This is a genomic window from Teichococcus aestuarii, assembly GCF_042651065.1.
Classification (GTDB): domain Bacteria; phylum Pseudomonadota; class Alphaproteobacteria; order Acetobacterales; family Acetobacteraceae; genus Pseudoroseomonas; species Pseudoroseomonas aestuarii.
In genome coordinates, this window is the sequence record NZ_JBHSCH010000041.1 from 1 (window position 1) to 17,238 (window position 17,238).

The 17,238-nt window shown below is 72.6% G+C and carries 19 protein-coding genes and 1 riboswitch; of the genes, 12 read left to right on the top strand and 7 right to left on the bottom strand.

Annotation, left to right across the window (positions count from 1 at the left end; translation table 11 throughout):
- The 4 genes from ACFOY6_RS15245 to ACFOY6_RS15260 all read left to right on the top strand — a co-directional run.
- A partial coding sequence (locus ACFOY6_RS15245; RefSeq protein ID WP_379651587.1) for a TIGR02186 family protein occupies window positions 1–571 on the top strand: 571 nt, incomplete at its 5' end.
- A complete protein-coding gene (locus tag ACFOY6_RS15250) occupies window positions 572–1,051 on the top strand; it encodes a universal stress protein (RefSeq protein ID WP_109515754.1) in 480 nt (159 codons plus the stop codon). It begins immediately after the preceding gene.
- A gap of 109 nt (window positions 1,052–1,160) precedes the next feature.
- Window positions 1,161–1,724 carry a NifU family protein gene (locus tag ACFOY6_RS15255; protein WP_379631860.1) on the top strand — a complete coding sequence of 188 codons (564 nt, stop codon included), beginning with the start codon at window positions 1,161–1,163 and terminating at the stop codon, window positions 1,722–1,724.
- A gap of 141 nt (window positions 1,725–1,865) precedes the next feature.
- A complete protein-coding gene (locus tag ACFOY6_RS15260; protein WP_379631858.1) occupies window positions 1,866–2,456 on the top strand; it encodes a malonic semialdehyde reductase in 591 nt (196 codons plus the stop codon).
- A 135-nt stretch (window positions 2,457–2,591) separates the two neighbouring features.
- On the opposite strand, the gene ACFOY6_RS15265 is transcribed toward ACFOY6_RS15260, so the two are convergent.
- The 3 genes from ACFOY6_RS15265 to ACFOY6_RS15275 all read right to left on the bottom strand — a co-directional run bounded on the left by ACFOY6_RS15265 (window position 2,592) and on the right by ACFOY6_RS15275 (window position 5,590).
- Window positions 2,592–3,563 (bottom strand): Bug family tripartite tricarboxylate transporter substrate binding protein, encoded by a 972-nt coding sequence (locus ACFOY6_RS15265; protein WP_379651588.1) that lies wholly within the window; start codon window positions 3,561–3,563, stop codon window positions 2,592–2,594.
- A 106-nt stretch (window positions 3,564–3,669) separates the two neighbouring features.
- Window positions 3,670–4,581 (bottom strand): AEC family transporter, encoded by a 912-nt coding sequence (locus ACFOY6_RS15270; RefSeq protein WP_379651589.1) that lies wholly within the window; start codon window positions 4,579–4,581, stop codon window positions 3,670–3,672.
- Window positions 4,582–4,609: 28 nt separating this feature from the next.
- On the bottom strand, window positions 4,610–5,590 hold the full coding sequence (locus tag ACFOY6_RS15275) for an adenosine kinase (protein ID WP_379631848.1): 981 nt from the start codon (window positions 5,588–5,590) through the stop codon (window positions 4,610–4,612).
- A 496-nt stretch (window positions 5,591–6,086) separates the two neighbouring features.
- Here ACFOY6_RS15275 and ACFOY6_RS15280 point away from each other — a divergent pair, with 496 nt between their 5' ends.
- The 4 genes from ACFOY6_RS15280 (at window position 6,087) to ACFOY6_RS15295 (ending at window position 8,543) form a co-directional block, all read left to right on the top strand.
- Entirely contained in the window at window positions 6,087–6,617 is a 531-nt protein-coding gene (locus ACFOY6_RS15280) for a bactofilin family protein (RefSeq protein ID WP_245906109.1), read from the top strand.
- A 54-nt stretch (window positions 6,618–6,671) separates the two neighbouring features.
- Window positions 6,672–7,112, top strand: a complete 441-nt coding sequence (locus ACFOY6_RS15285) for a hypothetical protein (RefSeq protein ID WP_109515762.1) — start codon at window positions 6,672–6,674, stop codon at window positions 7,110–7,112.
- Window positions 7,113–7,179: 67 nt separating this feature from the next.
- Complete coding sequence (gene rph, locus ACFOY6_RS15290) at window positions 7,180–7,896, top strand: ribonuclease PH (protein WP_109515763.1); 717 nt, start codon at window positions 7,180–7,182, stop codon at window positions 7,894–7,896.
- Window positions 7,897–7,967: 71 nt separating this feature from the next.
- On the top strand, window positions 7,968–8,543 hold the full coding sequence (locus ACFOY6_RS15295; protein WP_379635801.1) for a non-canonical purine NTP pyrophosphatase: 576 nt from the start codon (window positions 7,968–7,970) through the stop codon (window positions 8,541–8,543).
- Window positions 8,544–8,587: 44 nt separating this feature from the next.
- Here the strand turns inward: ACFOY6_RS15295 and ACFOY6_RS15300 are convergent, their stop codons facing one another.
- Window positions 8,588–9,481, bottom strand: coding sequence for an alpha/beta fold hydrolase (locus ACFOY6_RS15300; RefSeq protein WP_379651590.1), 894 nt, complete (start codon window positions 9,479–9,481; stop codon window positions 8,588–8,590).
- 161 nt (window positions 9,482–9,642) lie between these two features.
- On the opposite strand from ACFOY6_RS15300, the gene ACFOY6_RS15305 reads away from it, so the two are divergent.
- Window positions 9,643–10,968 (top strand): aspartate aminotransferase family protein, encoded by a 1,326-nt coding sequence (locus ACFOY6_RS15305; protein ID WP_379651591.1) that lies wholly within the window; start codon window positions 9,643–9,645, stop codon window positions 10,966–10,968.
- Between the two features lie 46 nt (window positions 10,969–11,014).
- On the opposite strand, the gene ACFOY6_RS15310 is transcribed toward ACFOY6_RS15305, so the two are convergent.
- Window positions 11,015–11,647: a LysE family translocator gene (locus ACFOY6_RS15310; RefSeq protein ID WP_109515765.1), complete on the bottom strand. Its 633-nt coding sequence runs from the start codon at window positions 11,645–11,647 to the stop codon at window positions 11,015–11,017.
- 22 nt (window positions 11,648–11,669) lie between these two features.
- Window positions 11,670–11,755: riboswitch (ZMP/ZTP riboswitch) on the bottom strand.
- A gap of 137 nt (window positions 11,756–11,892) precedes the next feature.
- On the opposite strand from ACFOY6_RS15310, the gene ACFOY6_RS15315 reads away from it, so the two are divergent.
- Window positions 11,893–12,876, top strand: coding sequence for a CobW family GTP-binding protein (locus ACFOY6_RS15315; RefSeq protein WP_379651592.1), 984 nt, complete (start codon window positions 11,893–11,895; stop codon window positions 12,874–12,876).
- Complete coding sequence (locus ACFOY6_RS15320; RefSeq protein WP_379651593.1) at window positions 12,873–13,940, top strand: WD40 repeat domain-containing protein; 1,068 nt, start codon at window positions 12,873–12,875, stop codon at window positions 13,938–13,940. The genes ACFOY6_RS15315 and ACFOY6_RS15320 overlap by 4 nt, the downstream gene beginning before the upstream one ends.
- 56 nt (window positions 13,941–13,996) lie before the next feature.
- Here ACFOY6_RS15320 and ACFOY6_RS15325 read toward each other — a convergent pair whose 3' ends face one another.
- On the bottom strand, window positions 13,997–14,659 hold the full coding sequence (locus tag ACFOY6_RS15325) for a type 1 glutamine amidotransferase (RefSeq protein ID WP_379651594.1): 663 nt from the start codon (window positions 14,657–14,659) through the stop codon (window positions 13,997–13,999).
- 138 nt (window positions 14,660–14,797) lie between these two features.
- On the opposite strand from ACFOY6_RS15325, the gene ACFOY6_RS15330 reads away from it, so the two are divergent.
- Window positions 14,798–16,117: a chloride channel protein gene (locus tag ACFOY6_RS15330; RefSeq protein ID WP_109515769.1), complete on the top strand. Its 1,320-nt coding sequence runs from the start codon at window positions 14,798–14,800 to the stop codon at window positions 16,115–16,117.
- 12 nt (window positions 16,118–16,129) lie between these two features.
- On the opposite strand, the gene ACFOY6_RS15335 is transcribed toward ACFOY6_RS15330, so the two are convergent.
- A complete protein-coding gene (locus ACFOY6_RS15335) occupies window positions 16,130–17,200 on the bottom strand; it encodes a catalase family protein (protein WP_379651595.1) in 1,071 nt (356 codons plus the stop codon).
- Window positions 17,201–17,238 lie beyond the last annotated feature (38 nt).

Below are 17,238 nucleotides of genomic sequence, written 5' to 3' on the forward strand. Positions count from 1 at the left end.
CGGCGGCGACGACGTGCTGGTGATCGCCCAGGGGCCGGCGCAGCCCATGGTGGTGCGCCGCAAGGTCCGCGTGCTGGGCCTGTGGCTCAACGGCGCCTCGGCCCGCTTCTGGCGGGTGCCGGGCTACTACCTGCTCGCCGGCACGCGCCCGCTGGCGGAGGTGCTGAGCGAGGAGGAGCGCGCCGCCAAGCGCATCGGCCTCGAGGCGCTGCCGCTGGAAGCGGCGGGCAACCAGCAGAGCGAGTTCCGCGAGGCGCTGATGGAGCTCAAGCAGGCGGCCGGGCTGTGGGGGGAGGCGGGCAGCATGCACATCGCCGGCGCCCGGCTGTTCCGCGCCAGCCTGCCGCTGCCCGCCACCGTGCCGACCGGCGACTACCTGGTGCAGGTGCTGCTGGTGCGCGAGGGGCGCGTGGTGGCGCGGCAGGAGCTGGGCTTCCGCGTCGGGCGCGTCGGCACGGCCGCCCGCATCGCCAATGTCGCCAAGGTGCAGCCGGTGGTATACGGCCTGCTCTGCATCCTGCTGGCCGCCCTGGCGGGCTGGCTCGGCAGCGTGCTGTTCCGGAGGGGATGAATGCCCGAAGCCGCGCGACGCGACCGTGTCTTCCTGGTGGTGGTCGATGACAGCCCGGAGCTGCGCATCGCGCTGCGCTATGCCTGCCTGCGCGCCAAATACGGCGGCGGCCGCGTGGCGCTGCTGCGCGTGGTGGAGGAGGCCGGCACGGTGGAATGGGCCGGCGTCGGCGCCATGCTGCAGGAGGAGCGGCGCGACGAGGCGGAGAAGCTGCTCTCGGCGCTGGCCGCCGAGGTGCAGGAGATCACCGGCGGCATCCCCATCCTGCTGATCCGCGAGGGCAACCCGCGCGACGAGCTGCTGGCGCTGCTGGAGGAGGACCCGCGCATGTCCATCCTGATCCTCGCCACCGCCGCCAATGGCAGCGGGCCGGGGCCGCTGATCACCGCGCTGACCGGCCGCTACGCCCCGCGCCTGCGCGTGCCCATGACCATCGTGCCCGGCACGCTGGACGAGAAGGACCTGGAACGCGTCACCTGAGGGCCAGCCCGGCCCCCGGCGCGGGCCCGGGCCGGTTGCACGCGGCGCCCCGACCGCCCAAATCCCGGCACAAGACCAGAGCCGACCTCACACGGAAAAGCCCAGAACAATGTTCATCGAGACCGAAGCCACCCCGAACCCCGCCACCCTGAAGTTCCTGCCGGGCCAGGACGTGATGGGCGGGCGCGGCACGGCCGATTTCACCAGCGCCGAGGGCGCCGGCCGCAGCCCGCTGGCCGAGCGGCTCTTCGCGCTGGAGGGTGTCGCCCGCGTCTTCCTCGGCGCCGACTTCGTCACCGTCACCAAGTCCGAGGCGGTGGACTGGCAGGCGCTGAAGCCCATGGTGCTGGGCGGCATCATGGAGCACTACATGGCCGGCCGCCCCGTGGTGCTGGAAGCCGAGGGCGAGGACGCGGTCGAGGACAGCGACCCGGCCGATGCCGAGATCGTCGCCCAGATCAAGGAGCTGCTCGACACCCGCGTGCGCCCGGCGGTGGCCGGCGATGGCGGGGACATCGTCTTCCGCGGCTTCCGCGACGGCGTCGTCAAGCTGCACCTGCAGGGCGCCTGCTCCGGCTGCCCCTCCTCCCGCGCCACGCTGAAGCATGGCGTCGAGAACATGCTGCGCCACTACGTGCCGGAAGTGATGGCGGTGGAGCAGGTGGACGCCTGAGCCATTGGCCGGGTGGAGCCGGGCCGCGCGGCCCGGCTCCACTCGGCTCCCATTCACGGGGCGAATGTCGGCCATCCGGGCGGGCCGATTGGCAGGCTCCGGCATCGGCACCATCCTGGGCGCAAGCACAGGAGCCACCCGATGACCACCGCCCTCGACGACACCGCGCTCGACCAGCTGTTCCGCACGGCGCGCACCCACAACACGTGGCAGGACCGCCCCGTCAGCGACGAGACGCTGCGCCAGCTCTACGACCTGGTGAAGATGGCGCCGACCAGCGCCAATGCCTCCCCCGCCCGCTTCGTCTTCATCCGCACCCGCGAGGGCAAGGAGAAGCTGCGCCCCGCCCTCTCGGCCGGTAACCTGGAGAAGACGATGACGGCGCCGGTGACGGTGATCGTCGCCTGGGACCAGAAATTCTACGACAAGCTGCCGGTGCTGTTCCCGCACGCCGACGCCAAATCCTGGTTCACCGGCAGCGCCGCCTTCGCCGAGGCCACCGCCTTCCGCAACTCCTCCCTGCAGGCGGGTTACCTGATCATGGCGGCGCGGGCGCTGGGGCTGGATACCGGCCCGATGAGCGGCTTCGACAACGCCAAGGTGGACGAGGCCTTCCTCGCCAACACAGGGTGGAAGTCCAACCTGCTGGTCAATCTCGGCTATGGCGACGAGGCCGGGCTGTTCGGCCGGCTGCCGCGGCTGCCCTTCGACGAGGCGGCGGATCTGGTTTGAGGATCTTCTTTTTCTGAAGAAAAAGAAGCAAAAAGACTTTTCGGGTTTGGCGCTGCGCCATCAACCAGCGCAGCGCCAGACCAGCAAAAGTTTTTTGGTTCTTTTTTCCAAAAAAGAACCCTTCTTTTCTTCCTCTTAACTGTCCAGACGAATGCCAAGCTCGCGGATCAACGGCCGCCAGACGGCGTTCTCGCGCAGGACGAAATCGTTGAACTCCGCGGGCGACCAGGGCGCGCTCTCGATGCCCAGGTCGCGCATCCGCGCCTGCATCGCGTGGGCGGCGATGGCGGCGCGCATCTCCTGGTTCAGCCGCGCGATGACGGGCTGCGGCGTGCCGGCGGGGGCCGACATGGCCTGCCAGCCGAAGGCCACCGCCTGGCCGATGCCCAGCTCCAGCGCCGTCGGCACCTCCGGCGCCTGGGCCGAGCGCGCCTCGGAGAGCACCAGCAGCGCCCGCGCCTTGCCGTCGCGCAGGAAGGGCAGGCCGGTGGCGCAGTCGATCAGCACGCTGTCCAGCGTGCCGGCCAGCAAATCCTGCATCGCCGCCGGGCCGCCGCGATAGGGCACGTGCGTCGCGTCGAAGCCGGCGCGGCGCTTCAGCATCTCCATCGCCAGGTGGTGCGGCGAGGCGACGGCGGGGGAGCCATAGGTCGGCACCTGCTGGCGCGAGGCCGCCACGTAGCCGGCGAAATCCGCCACCGCGCTGTCCGCCCGCACCACGAGGAAGAGGGGGAAGCGGCCGATGAAGCCCACGCCGGTCAGGTCGCGGTCCGGGTCGTAGGGCAGGCGGGCGTAGAGGGCGGGGTTGTAGACGAGGTTGCCATTGTCGGCGTGCAGCAGGGTGTAGCCATCCGGCGCGGCGCGGGAGACGGTCTCGCTGGCCAGCACGGCGCCGCCGCCGGGCCGGTTCTCCACCACCATGGTGTGCCCGAGCGCCGGCCCGATGCCGGCGGCGATGAGCCGCGCGAAGGTGTCGGACGGCCCGCCCGCCGGGTAGCCCACCACCCAGCGCAGCGGCCGCTCCGGCCAGCTGCCCTGGGCCTTGCCGCTGCGCGCGGCGAGGGCGCCCGCAAGGCCGAGGGCCAGGCTGCGTCGCTGTATGTTCATGCTGTGCCGTCCCGCATCTGTCCGCCCCATCATGCGGCGCACAACCCCGCAGAAAAAGATGATGGGGGGTGCGGGGGGAAGAATTCCTTCTTCCCCCCGCCCGATCTCAAAGCGCCAGCAGCGCCACCCAGAGCGGCAGCGTCAGCATGGCGAGGAGGTGCTGCGTCGTGGTCATCGCCGCCATCAGCGGCGCGTCGCCGCCCATGGCGCGGGCCTGCACATAGGCGGTGGTGGCGGTGGGCTGGGCCATGAACAGCACGGCGACGGCCAGCGCCTGCGTCTCCAGCCCCAGGACGCGCCCCAGGCCCAGGGTGACCACCGGAACCACCAGCAGCTTCAGCGCCGCCGTCAGCCCCTGGGTGAGCGGGCTGGCCGCCAGCGCCCCCGGCGTCAGCGCCGCGCCGACGCAGAGCAGCCCGATGGCGAGCGAGCCCTGCGCCAGGCTGCGCAGCAGCCCCGCCACCCCCGGCGGCGCCCCGCCGACCAGCGAGAGCGCCAGCCCCGCCGCGCAGGCCAGCAGCAGCGGGTTGGTGACCATCTGCCAGAGCACGCGCACCGGGTCCGGCCGGCGGGTGCCGCCCAGGCTGAACACCAGGGTGATGATAACCTGCACGAAGGGCACGATCAGCCCGGTGGCGATGCCGCCGAAGGCGATGCCGGCCGGCCCGTACACCGACCCCGCCACGGCGAAGGCCAGCAGGGTGTTGAAGCGGATGCCGCCCTGCAGCACGGAGGTGGCGGTGGCATGGCTGTGCCCCAGCGCCCGCGCCAGCAGCAGCGACAGCACCGCGCCGAGCAGCAGCGCGCCCCAGATGGCGCCGGCCATGCCGCCCAGCGGCAGCTCGGCCAGCCGCACCGCGCCGATGGAGGAGACCAGCAGCGCCGGCAGCAGCACGGTGAAGACCAGCTTCTCCATGCCGGCCCAGACGGCCACATCGGTGAGCACCCTGCGGCGCAGCAGCGCGCCGAGGCCGATCAGCCCGAAGGTGGCGACGAAGGCATCGAGCCAGGCCCCCATGGTGGCCGCCTCCTGTGCCCGGCGGCCCTCAGGCGCCGACCAGCGCCTTCAGCTCGGCCTGCGGGCGGGCGCCGAAATGGCCGATGCACTCGGCCGCGGCGACCGAGCCCCAGCGGCCGCATTCCGGCAGGGCGTGGCCCTGGGTCAGCGCCGCCAGGAAGCCGGCGGCATAGGCGTCGCCCGCCCCGGTGGTGTCCACCACGGTGGTGGGCTCGGCGGCGATCTCGTGCGTCGCCTCGCCGGCGACGATGATGCTGCCCTTCTCGGAGCGGGTGATGGCGGCCAGCCCCGCATCCCGCCGCACGGCCTCGATCGCCGCCTCCAGCCTGTCCGTCTCGTAGAGGCTCATGATCTCCGCCTCGTTGGCGAAGACGATGTCCGCCTGGCGCGCGACGAAGGCGCGGAAGGCCTCGCGGTGGCGGCCGACGCAGAACGGGTCGGAGAGGCTGATGGCCACCTGCCGGCCGGCCGCGTGCGCCAGGGCGGCGGCGCGGCGGAAGGCGGCCTGCGCCGCCGGCGGGTCGAACAGGTAGCCTTCCAGGTAGGTGACGGCGGCGGAGGCCACCATCGCCGCGTCCACATCCTCCTCGCCGAAGCTGACGCAGGCGCCGAGATAGGTGTTCATCGTCCGCTGCCCGTCGGGCGTGACCAGGATCAGGCAGCGCGCGGTGGGGTCGCCGCCCTGCAGCGGGGCGGTGGGGAAGGCGACGCCGGCGGCGCGGATGTCGTGCGCGAAGACGCGGCCCAGCGCGTCGTCCGCCACCTTGCCGAGGAAGCCCACGCGGGCGCCGAGCGCCGCGGCCACCGCGCAGGTGTTGCCGGCCGAGCCGCCGCTGCTCTCCACACCCGGCCCCATGGCGCCGTAGATCGCCTCGGCGCGGCTGGTGTCGATCAGGGCCATGGCGCCCTTGGTCATGCCCTGCGCGGCCAGGAAGCCGTCCTCGGCGCGGGCCAGCACGTCCAGGATGGCGTTGCCGATGCCGAGGATGTCGAGGGTGGAGGCGGCCATGTGCGAAACCCTGTGCTCTGGATGCGGCGGTGCCGCGCAGCCCCGCCGATAGCAGCCCCGCGCCGCCCGGCATAGGGCAGGGCGGGCCGGGGCCAGGGCCCGCCCAAACCTGGCGGCGCGAAAGTTTATTAACCGTTATGGAAGGATTGCCCCGCATTGTTCCCGCAGGGGGCGAGCCGGCCCGGCGAACTTCCGGAAGCTTCTGGAAAATCGGGGATTCGTTGCGCCCAGCCGGTTGTCCGGACGGGCCGCCGCGTGATAGCCGGAGTGAGGAGCGCGCCAGCCCATGATGGAGCTGGCGCGCAAGGCTTCATACCCAGCCGTTGCACAGGGGGAGCAGATGTCCATCTTCCGCCGCCGCGAAGAGCCCACACCGCCCGCGCCCGGCGCGGGAGGGGCAGAGGAAGGTTCCGGCGCGCCGACCACCGTTCCGGTGGCGCGCGATCCGGACCTTGCTGTTCCCCCCTTCCGCCCCGCGCCCAGCAAGGAGGCCGCCATGAACCTGCCGCCGAAGCCCAGCCAGCCCCCTGCCGGAATGGGCATGCCGCCGCGGCCGCCGGTGAACGCCGGCATGAATGCCGGCATGAACGCGGGCGCCCAGCAGGCCCCGGCCGCCGCCGCCCGCGCCCCCGGCCCGGCCGCCGCCACCGAGCGCCGCACCATGGTGGTGGGCAAGGGCATCAGCCTGCAGGGTACCGTGACGGATGCCGAGCGGCTGGTGGTGGAAGGCACCATCGAGAGCCAGATGATGCAGGCGGCCGAGCTGTTCATCAGCCCGAGCGGCGTGTTCAAGGGCGAGGTCGAGGTGGACGACGCCGAGATCGCCGGCACCTTCGACGGCACGCTGACGGCGCGCGGCAACCTGGTCATCCGCGGCACCGGCAAGGTGCTGGGCGTGGCCCGCTGCCGCAAGCTGCAGGTGGAGGAGGGCGGCCAGCTCTCCGGCCGCATGGAGATGCTGAGCGACAGCGCGCCGCAGCACAGCTACGCGCCCTCGCCGCTCGCCATCCCAGCCGCGGAGGTCTGACCGGCGGCGCGGGCGGCCCGTCTCCGCGCCGGCCTTCCGCGCCATCCTCCTCCCATGCGTCCCACCCTCCTGACCGCCCTGCTGCTGCTCGGCGCCTGCGCCGCGCAGCCCTCTCCGGCCGATCCGCACGCGGTTCTGCAGGAGGTGCTGGACAGCTACCGCGCCAACTTGGCCGGCATGCAGCCGACAACCGCCCCCGTCCTGCCACGGCTGGAAGGGGCACCCGAGCGTGCCGCCCAGCTTCTCGGCCAGTCGCCCGAGGCGCTGCGGCGCTGGCTGGGCGAGCCGCGCCTGCGCCGCACCGAGGGCGCGGCGCAGATCTGGCTCTACCAGACCCCCTTCTGCCATCTCGACGTGGTGCTGGACCGCGACGACGCGCCCGGCTCGCCCCTGCGGGTCAGCTACGCCGCCGCCCGCGCCTCGGGCACCGAGCGGCGCACCGAGGCCGCCTGCCTGCGGCAGCTCGCCGGAGGCATGCGGAGCGCCGCGAATTGACAAGGCGGCGGCCATCGCCCCATTCCCGGCGGGTCCCGCCGCCGCAGATATCGAAAGCTCCCCGCCCATGCGCCCCTCCGGCCGTGCCCCCGACGCGTTGCGCCCCGTCAGCCTGGAGGTCGGCGTGGCCCGGCATGCGGAAGGCTCCTGCCGCATCCGCATGGGCCACACCGAGGTGCTCTGCACCGCCAGCGTGGAAGGGCGCGTGCCCTCCTTCCTGCGCGGCAAGGGGGAGGGCTGGGTGACGGCCGAGTACGGCATGCTGCCGCGCGCCACCCACAGCCGCGGCGAGCGCGAGGCGGCGCGCGGCAAGCAGTCCGGCCGCACGCAGGAGATCCAGCGCCTGATCGCCCGCAGCCTGCGCGCGGTGGTGGACCGCAGGGCGATGGGCGAGCTGGCCGTGGTGCTGGATTGCGACGTGCTGACGGCCGATGGCGGCACGCGCTGCGCCGCCATCACCGGCGCCTGGGTGGCGCTGCACCAGGCCTTCGAGCATTGCGTGCTGAAGAACATGATCAGCGGCAACCCGATCCGCGACCAGGTGGCCGCCATCTCCTGCGGGCTGTGGAAGGGCGAGCCGGTGCTCGACCTCGACTATGCCGAGGACAAGGACGCCCAGGCGGACGGCAATTTCGTGCTGACCGGCAAGGGCGGCATCGTCGAGGTGCAGGGCACGGCCGAGGGCGCGCCCTTCTCCGACGCGCAGCTCACCGCCATGCTCGGGCTGGCGCGGCAGGGCACGGCGGCGCTGTTCGCCGCCCAGCGCCGGGCGGTCGGCCAGTGAACGGCGCCCCGGTGAGCGGCGCCCCGGTGAACGGAACCCCGCACCGCCGCCTGACGGAGCGGCGCATCGTCATGGCCAGCCACAATGCCGGCAAGGTGGCGGAGAACGCCGCGCTGCTGGCCGAGTACGGCATCGGCATCGTCAGCGCCAAGGAACTCGGCCTGCCGGTGCCGGAGGAGACGGAGACCAGCTTCCTCGGCAACGCCACGCTGAAGGCGCTGGCCGCCGCGCGCGCCTCCGGGCTGGTGGCGCTGGCCGATGACAGCGGCTTCTCGGTCGCCGCGCTGGACGGCGCGCCGGGCGTCCACACCGCCGACTGGGCGGAGCTGCCCGGCGGCGGCCGGGACTACGCCGCGGCCATGGCGAAGGTGCGCGACCTCGCCGCCCCGCATGCCGACCGCACCGCCTGGTTCACCTGCGCCCTGGTGCTGGCCTGGCCGGACGGACATGTGGAGGGCTTCGAGGGCCGGGCGATGGGCGAGTGGGTCTGGCCGCCGCGCGGCCCGGGCGGCTTCGGCTACGACCCGATGTTCCAGCCCGCCGGCCAAGCGCTGACCTTCGCGGAGATGGACAAGGCCGGCAAGCACGCCATCAGCCACCGCGCCAACGCCTTCCGGATGCTGGCCGAGGCCTGCCTGAAGGGCTGAGGCCTGCCTGAAGGGCCGAGGCGTGGCGGGAAGGGGGCCGGGGCTCAGCCGGCCGCCACCGCCATCACGGCGCGCGCGAATTCCTCCGGCGCCTCCTGCGGCACATTATGCCCGATGCCCGGCAGGATGCGGCGCGCATAGGGTCCGGCGAAACGCGGCGCGTTCCTGTCCTCCGCCGGCAGCGGCCCCTCCACGCCATCCGCCGCGCCCTGCAGCACGATGGCGGGCACAGGGATGCGGGGTTGCGCGGCCAGCCGCGCCTCGATCTCCTCCAGCGCCGGGTCGCCGGGGGCGCCGCCATGGCGGTGCCGGTAGGAGTGGATGACGACCTCCACGAAGTCGGGGTTGTCGAAGGCCGCGGCGCTGCGGGCGAAGGTGGCCTCGTCGAACGCCCATTCCGGCGACCACAGCCGCCAGAGGAGGCGGCACAGGTCGCGCCGGTTCTGCGCCAGGCCGGCGCGGCCCCGCCCGGTCTGGAAGTAGTACTGGTACCAGTGGCGGAGCTCCTTCTCCGGCGCCGCCGGCTCCCCGGCGCGGGCGAGGTCCTGGATGTTGTAGCCGGTGCCGCAGCTGACCAGGCCACGCACCCGCTCCGGCCACAGCGCCGCGGCGACGCAGGCGGCGCGGCCGCCCCAGTCATACCCCGCCAGCACCGCGCGCGGGATCCGCAGCGCCTCCATCAGGGCCAGCAGGTCCGCCCCCAGCGCCGCCTGCTGGCCGGAGCGCGGCGTCCCGGCCGAGAGGAACCGCGTGCCGCCATAGCCGCGCAGGAAGGGGATGACGCAGCGCCACCCGGCCGCCGCCAGCATCTCCGCCACGGCGTCATAGGCATGGATGTCATAGGGAAAGCCGTGCAGCAGGATCGCCACCGGCCCCTCGGCCGGGCCCGTCTCCCGATAGGCCACCGACAGGCCGCCCGCCTCGATCCGCCGCATCATCGCCCCGCCTCCCCTCTGGCCGGGCGGCAGGATAGGCCGGGCCGGCATTTCGCGCGCCCCGTCCCGCCGAGTCGCGCGCCGATCGCCGGAAGCCTCTCGCCTTCCGGCCGCAAGGGGCCTAGCCTTTTCCGCCATCCGCCCCCGGCTGTGCAGGATCGACCATGAACCAGATCAACGTGCCGCGCCCGAACGACCTTGATGCGTTCTGGATGCCCTATTCCGACAACCGCTACTTCAAGTCGCACCCGCGCCTGCTGGCCCGCGCCGAGGGCATGTCCTACTTCACGGCGGACGGGCAGGAGATCATCGACGGCACCGCCGGGCTGTGGTGCTGCAACGCCGGGCACGGCCGGCGCGAGATCACCGAGGCGATCCAGAAGCAGGCGGCGGTGATGGACTTCGCCCCCACCTTCCAGCTCGGCCACCCCATCGCCTTCGAGGCGGCGGCCCGCGTGGCGGAGATGACGCCGGAGGGGCTGGACCGCGTCTTCTTCACCAATTCCGGCTCCGAGAGCGCCGACACCGCGCTGAAGATCGCGCTGGCCTACCAGAAGGCGCGCGGGCAGAGCCAGCGCGTGCGCCTCGTCGGGCGGGAGCGCGGTTATCACGGCGTGGGCTTCGGCGGCATGTCGGTGGGCGGCATCGGCGGCAACCGCAAGCAGTTCGGCGCCATGCTGCCCTATGTGGACCACCTCCCCCACACCCACCTGCCGGAGCAGAACGCCTTCTCGAAGGGCCTGCCGCAGCACGGCGCCCACCTGGCGGACGCGCTGGAGAACCTCGTCGCCCTGCACGGGGACACCATCGCGGCCGTGATGGTCGAGCCGATGGCCGGCTCCACCGGCGTGCTGGTGCCGCCCGTGGGCTACCTGAAGCGCCTGCGCGAGCTGTGCGACAAGCACGGCATCCTGCTGATCTTCGACGAGGTGATCACCGGCTTCGGCCGACTCGGCACCAATTTCGGCGCCGAGCGCCTCGGCGTCACGCCCGACATCATGACGATGGCCAAGGGCCTCTCCAACGCCGCCGTGCCGATGGGCGCGGTCGCGGTGAACAACGCCATCTACGACACGGTGGTGAACGGCGCGCCGGAGGGCATCGAGCTGTTCCACGGCTACACCTATTCCGGCCACCCGCTGGCCTGCGCCGCCTCCATCGCCACGCTGGTGCTGCACAAGGCGGAGGACCTGCCGGGCCGCGCCGCCGCCATGGAGCCCTATTTCGAGGAGGCGGCCCACTCGCTGCGCGGCCTGCCCAACGTCATCGACATCCGCTCGATCGGCCTCGTCACCGGCATCGAGCTGTCCTCGCGCCCGGGCAAGCCCACCGCCCGCGCCGTGGACATCTTCCGCGACTGCTTCGACAAGGGCGTGCTGATCCGCACCACCGGCGACATCATCGCCCTCTCGCCGCCGCTGATCGCCGAGAAGCACCACATCGACCGGATCTTCGGCACGCTGTCCGACGCCATCCGGGCGGCCGCCTGAGCAGCCTCCCGGGGAAGGCGCGCGCCTTCCCCGGGACCCCTTCTTCTCAGCGGGACAGCAGCAGGCGCAGGCCCAGCGCGGCCATCGCCGCGCCCGCCAGGCGGTCCAGCCAGCCCTTGCCGCGCAGATAGGCGGCGCGCGGCGCGGCGGTGGAAAGAGCCAGGGCCACCAGCCCGTACCACCCGGCCTCCACCGCCAGCACCAGCGGCGGCAGCACGACGGCAAGCCAGAACGGCGCCTCCGCCGGCAGCAGGGCGGCAAAGATGCCGGCATAGACCAGCGCGGTTTTCGGGTTGCTCAGCTGCGTCGCCAGCGCCAGCAGGAAGGTGCGGCCCAGCCCCGCCTGCGCCCTCTCTCCCGCCGGGGCGCTCCCCTCCTGGGCCAGCGGCACATCCGCGCCACGCCAGATGCGCCAGCCCAGCCAGACGAGGTAGAGCCCGCCCGCCACCCGGACCAGGAGGGACAGCGCCTCCACCTGCGCCAGTAGCGCGGTGAGGCCCAGCAGCGCCAGGGTGGCGAAGGCGGCACCCCCCACCCCCATGCCAAGCGCCGCCGCCAGCCCGCACAGGCGGGATCGCGTGACGGCGATGCGGCTCACCAGGACGAAGCTCGGGCCGGGGCTGATCGCCCCCAGCAGGAGCGCCCCCAGAATGGCCATCAGGGCTGTGGTCGCGGACATGACAATCTCTCCGTCAGGGAGGGTGGATTGCCCAGGCGAGCGGCATGCGGCATGGCCCCGCACTCCCCGATGGTGCTCCATCTTTTCTCGCCAGTTGCGCGGGAGGGCAGGCTAAGCCAGGGCGGCGGCCCGCGTCCAGCACAGGCGTGGGATGCTCTTCGCGCCGCCCCCCGTGACCTTCGGAGGGAACCGTATCATATAACATGGCCGAACGACGTCCCCCTCCCGGCAGGAGACCGCGCGCCATGAGCGAGACCAGCGACACCATCCCCGTCACCGTGCTGACCGGCTATCTCGGCGCCGGCAAGACCACGCTGCTGAACCGCATCCTCACCGAGAACCACGGCAAGAAATTCGCGGTGGTGATCAACGAGTTTGGTGAGCTCGGCGTGGACAACGACCTCGTCATCGACGCCGACGAGGAAGTGTTCGAGATGAACAACGGCTGCATCTGCTGCACCGTGCGCGGCGACCTCGTCCGCATCCTCGGCGGGCTGATGAAGCGGCGCGGCAAGTTCGACGGCATCATCGTCGAGACCACCGGCCTGGCCAACCCGGCCCCCGTGGCGCAGACCTTCTTCATGGACGAGGACGTCAAGCGCGCCACGCGGCTCGACGCCATCGTGACCGTGGTGGACGCCAAGAACCTCATCGCCCGGCTGGCCGACAGCACAGAGGCCGAGGAGCAGATCGCCTTCGCCGACCTCATCGTGCTCAACAAGATGGACCTGGTGAGCGAGGAGGAGGCCGCCGAGGTGGAGCGCCGCATCAAGGCGATCAACCCCTATGCCGAGATCCAGCGCGCCACCAAGTCCGCCGTGCCGGTGGAGAGCGTCATCGGGCGGGACGCCTTCAAGCTGGAGCGCATCCTGGAGCGCGAGCCGGACTTCCTCACCTCCGACGAGCACGAGCACAATGACGAGGTGATGAGCATGTCCTTCGAGGTGTCGCAGCCGATCGACGCCGAGAAGTTCAACGCCTGGATCAGCCAGCTCCTCCAGGCCAAGGGGCAGGACCTGCTGCGCACCAAGGGCATCCTGGCCTACAAGGACGAGCCGAACCGCTTCGCCTTCCAGGCCGTGCACATGATCGCCGATGGCGACTTCATCGGGCCGTGGAAGGAAGGCGACCCGCGCAAGTCCAAGATCGTCTTCATCGGCCGTAACCTGAACCGGCCGCAGCTGCGCCGCGGCTTCGAGGGCTGCGTGGCCTCCCCGGGGGCGGCATGAGCGAAAGCCTGAGCGGCGGCGCCATGGGAAGCGTCGAGGACGCCGACTTCCTGCTCTCCACGCGCGGGGCGGGGCATGAGCTGGGCGCCTGGGTGGTGAGCGCCGCCTTCGGCCGGGACGGCCAGGGCGCCGCCTTCGGCCTGGGCGACGGCACGCTGCACCTGGCCGACCCGGCGCAGCCGGCCGCCCCCTGGCGGAAGCTGGAGGCGCATGACGGCGCCTGCCTGACCGTGGTGCCCGACTTCGCCGCCGGCTTCCTCTCGGGCGGCGACGACGGCAAGCTGCTGCGCGTGCTGCCCGACGGCAGCACCGCCACGCTGGCCGATTTTGGCATGATGAAGTGGGTGGAACACATCGCCGCCCATCCCTCCGGCCTGCGCGCCGTGGGTGTGGGCAAGGCGGTGCACCTGCTGGACAAGGGCGGCGCGACGCTCAAGACGCTGGCGCACCCCTCCACCGTGGGCGGCGTGGCCTTCGACGCCAAGGGCAAGCGCGTGGCGGCCGGGCACTACAACGGCGTCAGCCTGTGGTTCGTCAACAGCAAGGAGGACAAGCCGCGCGTGCTGCCGTGGAAGGGCAGCCACCAGCTCGTGGCCTTCAGCCCGGACGGCACGCATGTCGTCTCCACCATGCAGGAGAACGCGCTGCATGGCTGGCGGCTGACCGACCAGCAGGACATGCGGATGTCCGGCTACCCCGCCAAGATCAAGTCCTTCTCCTTCACCGCCAAGGGCCGCTGGATGGCCACGGCGGGGGCGGATTGCGTGGTGCTGTGGCCCTTCTTCGCCGGCGGCCCGATGGGCAAGCCGCCGATGGAGCTGGCGGGGGGCGATGGCGTGCTCTGCACCCAGGTGGCCTGCCACCCGCAGCACGAGGTGGTGGCCGCCGGCTTCCAGGACGGGCTGGTGCTGATGGCCGAGATCGGCAGCGGCAAGATCGTCCCCGTGGCCGCGCCCGGCCGTGGCGCCGTCTCGGCGCTGGCCTGGAACGCCACCGGCACGCAGCTGGCCTTCGGCACCGAGACCGGCTTCGCCGGCCTGGTGGACCTCTCGAAGCGCGGCTGAACCGATAGAAGAAAGATGGGGGTCCGGGGGAATTCCTTCCCCCGGCCTTTCTTTGCCTACAGCCCGACCAGCCGCAGCATCTCCGCGAACAGCGCCTCCCGCTGCCCCTTGAGGCTGCCATCCCGCTCCCGCGTTAGCGCGACGATTTCCTCGGGCACGATCCCCTTCGCCGCCAGCCGCTCGGGCGGCGTGAAGCCGATCCATTCCGCCACGCAGCCCGCATTCGCCTCCGGGTGGAACTGCACCCCCAGCGCCCGCCGGTGGCGGAAGGCCTGGATGGTGCCTTCCGAGCGGGCCAGCACCTCGGCCTCCGGCGGCAGCGCCACATGGTCGCCATGCCAGCGCAGCCAGGGGCCGCGCCAGAGGGGCGCGCTGGCCTCGGCCGTCTCCATCCACCCCTCATGGAAGGTGCCCGTGGGCGCCACGCTGCCACCGATGGCGGAGGCGATCATCTGCGCCCCGAAGCAGATGCCGATGGCGGGCCGCCCTTCGCCGATCCAGCGGGCCAGCAGGTCGCGCTGGGTGGCGATCCAGCCATCCCCGTCATAGGCCGCCCTGGGCGAGCCGAGCGTGACCAGGAGATCCGCCTCCGGCAGCGGGCCGGGGGTCAGGTCCGGCCCGGCGAGGGTGGCCAGGGCGGCGCCGTGGCGGGCCGCCAGCCAGTCGCCGAAATGGCCGACCGGCGCCAGGGGGGAGTTCTCGAGGACCAGGACGCGCATCAGACTCGGTTCCGCAGGAAGCTGCGGGACGATGCCATTCCGGTGGCGGGGCGCAAGGCAGCCTCCGCCACTTTCCGCTTCGCAGGGCGCGCCATGCGGCGCAGACAGGGCCTTCCACCCTTCCGGAGTGCACCGCCCATGCCCGCCGAACGCTTCCGCGCCCTGAACCGCCGCCGGCTGCGGCGCCTGCCGCTGCTCTCGCCGCGGCAATGGCGGCGGCGGCTGCTGTTCTGGCTGGGCGCGGCGCTGATCGGGCTGGTGGCGGTGGCCTTCGCCGAGCTGGCGGATGCGGCGCAGCACCTGTTCCTGCGCGTCGCGGCGGTGCATCCGCTGCTGGTGTTCCTGGTGGCGCCGGCGGGGCTGGCGCTCTCCCTGGTGCTGACGCGGCGCCTCTTCCCCGGCGCCCAGGGCAGCGGCATCCCGCAGGTCATCGCCGCGCTGCACGAGCCGGACCCGGCGCGGGCGGGGGCGCTGCTGACGCTGCGCATCGCCTTCGGCAAGGTGCTGCTGACGCTGCTCGGCATGGCCAGCGGCGCCTCGATCGGGCGCGAGGGGCCGACGGTGCAGGTGGGCGCCGCCATCATGCACGCCCTCTCGCGCTGGCAGCGCCTGCCGCGGCCGGAGATGGTGCGGGTGCTGGTGCTGGCGGGCGGCGCGGCGGGGGTGGCGGCGGCCTTCAACACGCCGCTGGCCGGGCTGGTCTTCGCCATCGAGGAGCTGAGCCACTCCTTCCGCTCCCGCAGCGGCGGCATGACGCTGACGGCGGTGGTCATCGCCGGCATCACCGCCACCGCCGTGCTGGGCAACTACGTCTATTTCGGCGTCAGCGAGGCGCAGCTGGCGCTGGGCCCGGCCTGGCTGGCGGTGGTGGTCTGCGGCGTGGCGGGCGGGCTGGCGGGGGGGCTGTTCTCCTCGGCGCTGCTGCACCTGCCGCGCCTGCTGCCGGGGGCGGTGCGGCGCTTCGCCGGGCGGCGGCCGGCAGGCTTCGCGGCGCTGTGCGGCGTGCTGCTCGCGCTGATCGGCTGGCTCTCGGGCGGCACCAGCTACGGCACGGGCTACGAGCAGGCGCGGATGCTGCTGGAGATGCAGCCCGGCCTGCCGGCCGATTTCGCGCTGTGGAAGCTGCTGGCCACCGTGGTCTCCTACCTCAGCGGCATCCCGGGCGGCATCTTCGCGCCCTCGCTCTCGGTGGGGGCGGGCATCGGCGCGCTGCTGCCGCCGCTGCTGCCGGGGGCGCCGGCCGCGGCGGTGGTGCTGCTCGGCATGGTGGCCTATTTCGCCGGGGTGGTGCAGGCGCCCATCACCGCCGCCGTCATCGTGCTGGAGATGACCAGCAACCACGCCATGGCGGTGCCGCTGATGGCCACCGCCCTGGTGGCGCTGCTGGTCTCCCGCCTGGTCTGCCGCCGGCCGCTCTACAGCACCATGGCGACGCGCTTCATGGCCGCGCAGCGCTGAGGCGCTGCCGCCTCAGCCCTGGCGCGGCTCGTGGACGGGGCAGCCATTGCGGGTGCCGCGGAAGCGCGCGGAATCCTCGTAGGCCGGCCGGCGGGCGCGCATGATGCCGCCCAGCGGCCGGTGCGCCTCCAGCCCGTGCCAGGGGCTGAAGGCCATGCCGTCGTCGATCTCCCGCACCCGCTCCGCGTCCCAGGCCGGCTGCGACGGTACGCTGATGCGCGCCACGGCGATGTAGGGGCTCTCCTCCTCCGGCCAGGGCACCGAGGCATCCTCGACCGGCATGGTCTCGCGATTGGTGAGAAGCTGCACCCGCAGTTCCCACTCGCCTCCCTGCTCGCGGAAGAAGGCCTTCACCTCCTCGCGCAGCGCGTCCGGCCGGCCGCCGGTCTCCACCTTGGCGTCCTTCAGCGCCAGCAGCGCCGGGGAAAGCGGAGCGACGGAATACTTGGCCACATAGTCGCCGTGGCGCAGCGGCACCTGGCTCCAGAAGGTCTCGCCCAGGATGTGGGTGCTGGGATGGCCGCCCATGCTCTTCAGCATGGCGCTCTCGCCGCCGAAGGTCTCCACCACCGCCTCGGCACCGCGCAGCACGGTAGACACCATCTTCTTCAGCCCTTGCGGCGTGTCCGTGGTGCGGGCCAGCAGCTTCAGGCTGCCGGCGAAGGCCTTGGGGTCGGGCGCCAGGAAGGCCGGCGCGTTGGCCATGACGAAATCCTGCGTCGCATCCGCCTCCGAGCCGGGCAGCCGCTCCCCCTCGACGCCGATCACCTTCACCGCCAGGCCACGCGGCACGGTGATGCTGTCATCCAGCACGTCGCCGGGGTTGGTGGAGAAGCGCAGCACCGCCGGATACTCCGCCGGATGCGCGAACAGCCCCTGCGCCAGGGTGGGCGGCAGGTGGCCCAGCACCCGCAGCGTGCCCTTCAGCAGGCCGTGGCCCTTGGCGTGCACGCTGCGCACGGCGTGGCCATAATCCTCGAAGGTGGTCTCGCTGATCTTGCGCAGGCTGCCGGTGAGGGAGGCGATGGTCTCCGCCTCGTCGGGCTGCACCTGTTCCAGCGAGGGGTCGTAGCGCACGGGCATGGGGGCGTTCTCCAGGGGGGTCGCCCCGGAAAACGCCG